General features: G+C 69.8%; 8 protein-coding genes. All 8 read right to left on the reverse strand.

The window, feature by feature from the left end:
* Nucleotides 1–493: 493 nt before the first annotated feature.
* Nucleotides 494–1,930 (reverse strand): tyrosine-type recombinase/integrase, encoded by a 1,437-nt coding sequence (locus tag FHG89_RS02480; protein WP_139582421.1) that lies wholly within the window; start codon nucleotides 1,928–1,930, stop codon nucleotides 494–496.
* Complete coding sequence (locus tag FHG89_RS02485; RefSeq protein ID WP_139582423.1) at nucleotides 1,927–2,112, reverse strand: helix-turn-helix transcriptional regulator; 186 nt, start codon at nucleotides 2,110–2,112, stop codon at nucleotides 1,927–1,929. Before FHG89_RS02485 ends, FHG89_RS02480 begins: the two co-directional genes overlap by 4 nt.
* Nucleotides 2,109–3,863 carry a replication initiator gene (locus FHG89_RS02490; RefSeq protein ID WP_139582425.1) on the reverse strand — a complete coding sequence of 585 codons (1,755 nt, stop codon included), beginning with the start codon at nucleotides 3,861–3,863 and terminating at the stop codon, nucleotides 2,109–2,111. Before FHG89_RS02490 ends, FHG89_RS02485 begins: the two co-directional genes overlap by 4 nt.
* Nucleotides 3,860–4,405, reverse strand: a complete 546-nt coding sequence (locus FHG89_RS02495; RefSeq protein WP_139582427.1) for a DUF2637 domain-containing protein — start codon at nucleotides 4,403–4,405, stop codon at nucleotides 3,860–3,862. Before FHG89_RS02495 ends, FHG89_RS02490 begins: the two co-directional genes overlap by 4 nt.
* Entirely contained in the window at nucleotides 4,402–4,590 is a 189-nt protein-coding gene (locus tag FHG89_RS02500) for a hypothetical protein (protein ID WP_139582429.1), read from the reverse strand. The genes FHG89_RS02495 and FHG89_RS02500 overlap by 4 nt, the downstream gene beginning before the upstream one ends.
* Nucleotides 4,591–4,593: 3 nt before the next feature.
* On the reverse strand, nucleotides 4,594–4,860 hold the full coding sequence (locus FHG89_RS02505; RefSeq protein ID WP_121676974.1) for a hypothetical protein: 267 nt from the start codon (nucleotides 4,858–4,860) through the stop codon (nucleotides 4,594–4,596).
* A complete protein-coding gene (locus FHG89_RS02510; RefSeq protein WP_139582430.1) occupies nucleotides 4,857–6,452 on the reverse strand; it encodes an FtsK/SpoIIIE domain-containing protein in 1,596 nt (531 codons plus the stop codon). The genes FHG89_RS02505 and FHG89_RS02510 overlap by 4 nt, the downstream gene beginning before the upstream one ends.
* A gap of 175 nt (nucleotides 6,453–6,627) precedes the next feature.
* A complete protein-coding gene (locus FHG89_RS02515; RefSeq protein ID WP_091402451.1) occupies nucleotides 6,628–7,023 on the reverse strand; it encodes a transcriptional regulator in 396 nt (131 codons plus the stop codon).
* Nucleotides 7,024–7,432: the final 409 nt, after the last annotated feature.

Genomic DNA, 7,432 nt, shown 5'->3' on the forward strand with positions numbered 1-7,432 from the left:
GTGGCGGGTAGAGGATTCGAACCTCTGTAGCTTTCGCGACGGATTTACAGGGCGTCCGCGATCTTGATGCGCCTAGGTCGTCTCAGCTGCGGTTCCGACTCCGCCGAACGCCCGCTCACGCCCGACTGCCCACCATCTGCCCACGCCCACGGAGGCGGTCTAACGTTCCAAACCTAAGCTTCGACGCTTTTTTTAAAGCCGCTGCTTGAGCCAGGACCCGGGCCAAGCCGAGTAGTCGCAGCCGAAGCGCCACATAGCAAGAGAGCGGTTTTTTTGAGTCGGCCCGACGACGCGTCAGGGCTGAAGGCCGCCGCGCTGGCTGCGAGGGCAGCAGCGATGCCCAACATGATCAGTTGGAATCGCGACGGGGCTTCCGCGAAGCCCGCAGACGCCGCTGCCCAGGTCGCGCCTGCCGTGACGAAGGCACTCACAACCCTCCGCCGACGCTCACGACTCATTGCCACGGGAACGATAGTGGCACTGGGCTGCAACATCAGCCGAGAGCCTCGCCGATCTTGTCGTTCATGGTGTCGTCTCCGCCGTCGATGCAGTTGGCGTAGACCCGGAGCAGGACGGCGACGCCGTGGCCCAGGCGCCGGGCGACCTCGGTCGGCGGGACGCCGGCATTCAGCCAGAGCGAGGCCGCCGCGTGCCGCAGGTCGTAGGGCCGACGGACGAGCGGCGAGGCAATCTGCGATTCGGTCAGCGCCTTCTCCCGGGCGAGCTTCCACCACCGGTCGTAGACCGACTCGGAGAGCGGCCCACCGTGCAGGCCGCGGAAGAACCGACCGTCCGGGCCGACCCCGTGATTCTCGACGTGCACACACAGCAGCTCGACGAGCCGGGGCGGGATCGGGACCGTACGAGTCTCGGCCCTCCCCCGGTGCTTGAGTCCCCGCCGCTCGTGGGAGCCGCCGTCATCGGTCCAGTGCGACCCGGCGCGCGGCGAGGTGCCGGCGAGCACCAAACGGCTCCAGCGATATTCAATCTTCTCGTGGTCGCAGGACCGGGAGGGCTTCACCGCCGCCAGGTCGTCGAAGTCTGCACCGCAGTCGGCGCACCGGCCGGCAAGGTCGCAGTCCTCCCGCCGTAGATCCGCCGCTTCCGACGGGCGCATCCCTGCGTAGTAGAGGCAACCGAAGAACGCCGTGACCTTGTCAGCGCGTTTGCCGAGAGATTTCACCGCCTCCAGCAGCGTGGCGACCTGGGCCGGGTTCGCCACCACCCGTCGGTCGATCGACTGCGCCACCTCGGGAGCCGTCCACTGCACCCGGTCGACCGGGTTGGAGGCGATCAGCCCCAGCTCGACGGCGTACCCGAGCACGTTGTAGAAGGTGGCCCGCTTCCGCTGGACGGTGGAGGCAGCCGCAGGCTTGCCGTCGAGGCGTACGCAGAGGCTGTCGAGGACGCGGCGGACCATCGCGGGCGAGTCCAGCTCGACGACCGGGAGTGACGCGGTTTCCAGCCAGGCGAGCGCCGCCGCGTGGTCGGGCGGGATCTCGTCGGACCAGCGGCGTGGGTTGAGGCCGTAGAGGTACAGCGCCTCGCGGAGCAGAGCGTCAGTCGGTCGGCCCCGCTTGGCCGGGCGGCTGAGGGTCACCGTGATCGAGGTCAGCGCTTCGACGATCGAGCGCCGGGTCTTGGCCGCTGCTCGGGGCCACTTCATCTCGACGTACGCGCGGCTGTGCGCGTACCAGGTGGTGGGGTTCTTGGTTCTGGCCTCCGAGACCGGGCGGCCGGTGGCCGGGTCGAAGGGCTCCCCCGCGTTGGCCGCCTGGACCAGCTCGGCGCGGAACGAGTGCGCCAGGGCTTTGGTACGGAACATGTCCTCGAAGCGTTGGCCGCTCACCGCCCAGCGGACCCGCCACGGCCGAGCCTTCCGGTCGGCGCGCTTGGCGATCTCCCAGATCTGGACCTCGTAGCTCTTCATGCGAGGTCCTGCTCCAGGTCGCCGAGCCACCGACCGAGCGCTGACCGGCGGACCCGCAGCTGCCCGTTCGGGAGCTTGATCACCCGCGGTCCCTTGCCGGTCTGCCGCCAGTAGAACCAGGTCGAGCGCGGTACGCGCAGTTCGGCGAGCACTTCCGGCACGGTCAACAACTCCTCGTTCACTGCGTCTCCTCCCCGTCGTGCTGTGCGCTGTGCTGAGTTGCCGAAAGATCTGGAGACTTCTGCGCGGCCCGGTCCTTGGCGGCGAGCAGCTCGGATCGCCAGCGGGCGCGTTCGCTGATCGACCGCATGAGCCGGTGGGTCATCGGGCCGACGTCCGGGTCATCGGGTCGGGCCAACTCCCAGGCGTGCCGGACCCGTTCGGTGGTGTCGCCCTGGTCGTCGACGAGCTGCGTGCCGTCGGTGGTGACGCCGAGCAGTGCCCGGACCCAGGCCCGCGCGTCGTGTTTGTGGTCGGCGAGGGTCTTGCCGGACCAGTCGCGGGAGATGAGGATGCGCCGTCCGCCGATGCCGAGGGTGTCGCGCTGGTGGACCTTGCCCTTGCAGCGGCCGGGCTTGAGCTTGGCGTGTGCCTTCTTGGGCTGGACGCCGTAGAGCAGCCAGTTGGCGCAGCGGTCGGTGCAGGGGGTCAGCTGGAGTTGTTGCCAGAGCCGATCGAGGTGCTTGCGTTGCCGGTCGGTGGTTGCCTTGTGGCAGTCGCCGGTGTGCTTGGTGATGTATTTCGTGACGTACCGGATGGTCCGTTCGGCGTCCTCGGTGCCGGGCATGACGCCGCGGGCGTCGACCTGGGTGCCGAAGCGTACGACGTGCACCGGTTCCGCGTCCGGGTCGTCGTCGATGGCGTCGAGGGCTTCCGTCCAGGTGGTCAGTGGCTCGCGGGTGTCCGGGTCGACCCATGCCGCCGCCTGCTCGTCCCAGACCGGGAGCCGGTCAAGGGTGTAGCGCTGGACGTCGACCGAGGGCCACCACACCTGGTGGTAGGTCGCCGCCGCGACGGTGCGGAGCACGTCCCGGGGAATGGTGCCCCGGATGGCGAAGTGGGCGTGTGGGGCGAGTCGACGTTGCGGCTCGACGCAGCCGGCGTACTGGACGTTCCAGCCTTCGCACCGGCGGAGGTTCTGCCAGAAGCGGTCCAGCAGTCGGGGGAAGTGCACGGCGTCCCAGGCGGCGCGGCGGTAGTCGTACCTGGCCGGGTTGACCGGGGTGCCGTCGGGGCGGACCGGGCCGTACGAGCCGAGGGTGAGCGTCAGCCACATCGACGGTTGGTAGGTGGAGCCGTCCGGGGCGGTGTAGGTCTTGCCGACGGTGCGCCGCTCGACCTTGCGCCGGGGCAGTTCCGGGGCATCCTGGCGCCGTTTGGTCGAGCGCTTGCGCCGCTGGCCGGGCTCGTCGTCCTGATCCTCGTCGGCGGTGGCGTGGGGTGGCCCGACGCGCCCGCGCAGGCCCTCAGCGGCGATGGCTTCCTCTACCTCGCGGATTGCCTCGTCGAGGTCGGTCACCTGGTTCCACTGCGCGGCGCGTACGGCCTCGTCGCGCGAGAACTCCAGGTGTGCGCGGAACAGGATCAGTGACTTCTGCGCTTCCGTCGCGGGTTCCGGGCCGGGTAGAGGCTCGTCGTCGCGGTGCCAGCCCTCGCGGATCTGGGCTTGCCGCAGCCGGCGGTTCTTCTTGGCACACGGCGGGCACTTGTCCTCGCGGGTCGCGCCGCAGGGCAGGTCGATGACTTCCGTCTGGCCGGTGTCGAGGTCGGTGCGGCGCATGGCGAGCGGACGGACGCAGACGCCGTACTCGATGGCGATGTCCTTGAGCACGTCGATCGAGCGGGGCAGTGCCATACGGGCCGCCCGCGACCCCGGCCGAGGAGCAACCGGGGTCGGGGCGGGTTCGAGGCCGGGCAGGGTCGGAGCCGTCATCGGATGATCCCGACGACCTGGGGCCGGTTGTGCTGGACGACACCGATCGGAGGCAGCACCGCGGCTGATGCCGGCGGCATCACCGGAGCCGGCGGCGCGGGTTCGACAGGCTGCGGCTCGTCGTACCAATCGTCCTGCGGCTGATCGGGCTCGGGAGCCGGCGGGGCGGCGGCGGGGGTGCTGGATAGGACGACCTTCACCAGAGCGAGGAAGGCCAGCGATGGCACCGCCGCGACGACCCAGCCCCATACGGATGGTTCGGCTTCGGCGACCTGGGCGGCGAGTGAGAGCAGCGCGAATGCGATCAGGAGCACGCCGACCAGGCCGACGGGTCGACCGGTGCGCCGGCGGGCGCGGATCTCCAGGCCGAGGTAGATGGCCATCAGCTCGACCGCTACGGCGTTGGCCCAGCCGATCCAGTCGGGTTGGCCGTGGGCGACGGTCAGGTCGTGGACGTGGGTGAAGGCGGCAGCGCCGGCCATGGTGCCGATGGCGAGCAGGATCAGCACCCGGACGCCGGACTCGGCGCGTTCCCGGATCATCGGCTGCCCCTGTTGTCGCGGACGGTCAGGATGATGCAGATCTGTTGGCCGTTGAGGTCGCGGCGACGGTTGACCATGTGCGCCAGGCCGTGCAGGGCGCCGGCGAGGCGGTCCGGGGAGCCGTTGAGTTCGATATGCAGCGGCTTGAGGCGGTGGGTGCCGAGGAAGAAGCTCTTGAGGGACATCGGTTACCTCCGGGCCGGGGCGACGCGGGTACGGATGTGGTCGGGTGGCTCGCCGAGGGATGCCACCGCTTCGGAGAGGCAGCGCCACAGCGCCCACGCCTCGTCGGGGGTCAGGTACATGCGGCGCCGGCCGCCGCCGACGGCGAGATAGACCGGGTACGCATCGGGCCGGGCGGGGTCGACGCGGACGGACACGGCCGTGCTGGTGGCACCGTCGGTGCCGGGCGCGCGGAGCCGGTAGAAGGTTCGGCCGTCGGTCGGGGCGGTCACCGCGGCTCACCGCCATCGGTGTCCCGGTCGAGGATGTTCAGCAGCGAGTCGGGCAGCAGTGGTCCGCGACGCTGCCGGGGCAGGGGTGGCCGGGTCGGTTCGGTGGCGGTCTCCCGGCCAACCTGGGCGAGGATGTCCGCCGCGTCGGCCGGAGCCGGGTACTCGGCGGCCAGCTCCCGGATGTGGTCGTCGGAGATGTAGGAGAAGCGGACCCGGGCCGGCTCCGGGGTGCCGTCGAGGATCACGTAGCCGACGCCCTTGGCCCAGCGGGGCATCTGGTCGGCGAGGGCACCCCGGTTGCGGGCACCATCACCCAACACAAGGTCGACCTGAGCGGCCTCGGTTAGGCCGAGGGCGATCCGGGTCGGGAACAGGTCCCGGAACGGCAGTACCTCCTTGCGGGGGTCCTGCAACGCAGCCACCACCAGGACGCCAACGCCCGCACCCTGCGACAGCAGCAACCCGAGCGACCCGGCGATGCGCTTGCGCAGGTCGACGTCCTGGAGATACGCGGTCAGTGCCGCCATCTCGTCGATGACGACCACGACCAGGGGGTCATCCAGGGTCGGCGTGTGCACCCGCACCGCGCCGGCAAGCCGGGTCTGTCGCTCCCGCATCACGGTCACGGCCTCGTCGAGAAGGTCGGCCATGGCCTCGAACGACTTGCAGGCGAACCGGGCGAACAGCGGCCGGCCCATCGCGAACTCCATGCCGCCCTTGGGATCGATCACCCAGAGCCGGACCAGCCCGGAGGAGATCCCACCGGCCAGAACTCGGACCAGCGACCACAGCACCGAGCCCTTACCGGAGCGGGTGGCACCGCCGATGAGGACGTGGGTGGCGAGCAGGTGCAGGCACCAGTGCCGCAGGTCTTCGCGCCGAGCCAGCGGCAGCGCGGTGAAGTCCGGGACCGACGGGATGTCGAACGGGTCGACCAGGGTGCGTAGCGCATCCGTGCGGACCACCACCAGGTAGACCATCGACGGCCGGTCGCGGAATCGCAGCCGGTCGACCGCGGTCATGACCAGCGCCCAGTAGCCGGACCGGATCGGCGGGTCATCGGGGCGCTCGGAGTAGACGCGGGCGTGCCGCCGGCCGAAGGCGTACGCCAGGTTTGCCGTTGCCTTCTGGAATTCCTCCGGTGTCTGGCCGCGGACCATGCGGATGGTCAGCACGTCGAGCGCCTGATCCGAGCGGACCCGCAGCAGCTCCGGTAGGACCGTGCGATGGTCGTACACCTTGGCCAGCCCGCACAGCGTCATCGCTTCGCGCCAGGCCCGCCGGTAGACGAAGAGCTGACGGAACCGGCCGAGGATCGGGCCGGCGCACCAGGTCCACCAGGACGACTCCTGCCGCCACCGCCACAGCGCCGACACGGCAGCGGCCAGGACCACGGGCACGATCACGCCGGACCGGCCGAACTCGCGGTAGAGGCTCGCCCCGGCCACGACCAGGCCGACGGCAACCGGGTGCCGAAGACACCACCACAGGCCCCGCCACAGCCACCGCAGCACCAGGCCGAGCGCGATCAGCCAGACCGGCAACTCCAGCCGGCGCGGCCGGATCACCATCAGATCTCCGGCGGTGGTCATCACGACCTCGCCCCGCGGCCGGCGCATCATCGCGCACCCGCCACTGTGGGCCGCCGCAGGACGGCAGGCATACGCTTGGACATGTCACTACCTCTCTCGACAGAGCAGGGGAAAGAGACAGAGGGCGGGGCTGCCGTCCGCCAAGACCTGACAGCCCCGCCCCCACCAGATGCGGCTACTGCGCCGCCTTCGTCGCCACGCCCGCCGGGGCACGCATCCCGGTCGCCCGCAGCGAATACGCCATCCGACCGTTGTTGCCCACATACGGCGTGACGGTCATGCCGTCGAACTCCACCGCCTCGAACAGGCCACCCGTCGGCGGCACCGGCTGGTAGTCCGCCGAGATCTTCACCGTCGTCTCCCGCGACCGCTTTCCCAGCTCCGGATCCAGGTCCATCACCCGGACCTGCCACACCCGCTGGCCGGTCAGCTTGTCCTTCGCCGGGCTACGCCGACCGGTCTTCTCGTCGTAGTCCTCGACCTCGCCCAGAGACTCGGGCACCAACGCGCACCCCGCCGGGAACACGTCCTCACACCGCACCGCGAACCTCGTGCCGCCTCGCAGAGCCATCGCTCAACCTCCAACTTGTTAACTTGTCTGCCAAGTTGCGTCCCAAGGTAGACGGCACTTGGCAGACAAGTCAACAAGTTCTGCGAATGACCCCACCGCATGCCGGTCTCCGCCGCCGGCTGACGCCTCAGCGATCGATCAGGGGAAGCCCGCAAGCAAACTCGTCCGACTCCAACAGGGCGGTGCTCTCGGGATACGCCGACCATGGCTTCAAGTTGGCGATCTACCGTCACGGCAAGCAGCTCGGCGAGGACTCACCACAAAGGCCTTCGTCAAGGTGGCGGGTCTGCTGCACCGATAGGTGACATCTGAGTTGGCTTGCCCTGGTGGCGGGCTGGAAGGATGTTGCTGTGCCCAAGCCCTACCCCCGTGAGTTCCGCGATGACGTTGTGCGGGTGGCCCGTGATCG

It is taken from the genome of Micromonospora orduensis (genome assembly GCF_006228125.1).
In the GTDB taxonomy this organism is placed as follows: domain Bacteria; phylum Actinomycetota; class Actinomycetes; order Mycobacteriales; family Micromonosporaceae; genus Micromonospora; species Micromonospora orduensis.

Excerpts from the sequence above, each read along its gene's own strand:
- FHG89_RS02515 (WP_091402451.1), bottom strand. The coding sequence starts at position 7,023 with ATGGCTCTGCGAGGCGGCACGAGGTTCGCGGTGCGGTGTGAGGACGTG.
- FHG89_RS02490 (WP_139582425.1), bottom strand. The coding sequence starts at position 3,863 with ATGACGGCTCCGACCCTGCCCGGCCTCGAACCCGCCCCGACCCCGGTT.
- FHG89_RS02480 (WP_139582421.1), bottom strand. The coding sequence starts at position 1,930 with ATGAAGAGCTACGAGGTCCAGATCTGGGAGATCGCCAAGCGCGCCGAC.
- FHG89_RS02495 (WP_139582427.1), bottom strand. The coding sequence starts at position 4,405 with ATGATCCGGGAACGCGCCGAGTCCGGCGTCCGGGTGCTGATCCTGCTC.
- FHG89_RS02500 (WP_139582429.1), bottom strand. The coding sequence starts at position 4,590 with ATGTCCCTCAAGAGCTTCTTCCTCGGCACCCACCGCCTCAAGCCGCTG.
- FHG89_RS02510 (WP_139582430.1), bottom strand. The coding sequence starts at position 6,452 with ATGACCACCGCCGGAGATCTGATGGTGATCCGGCCGCGCCGGCTGGAG.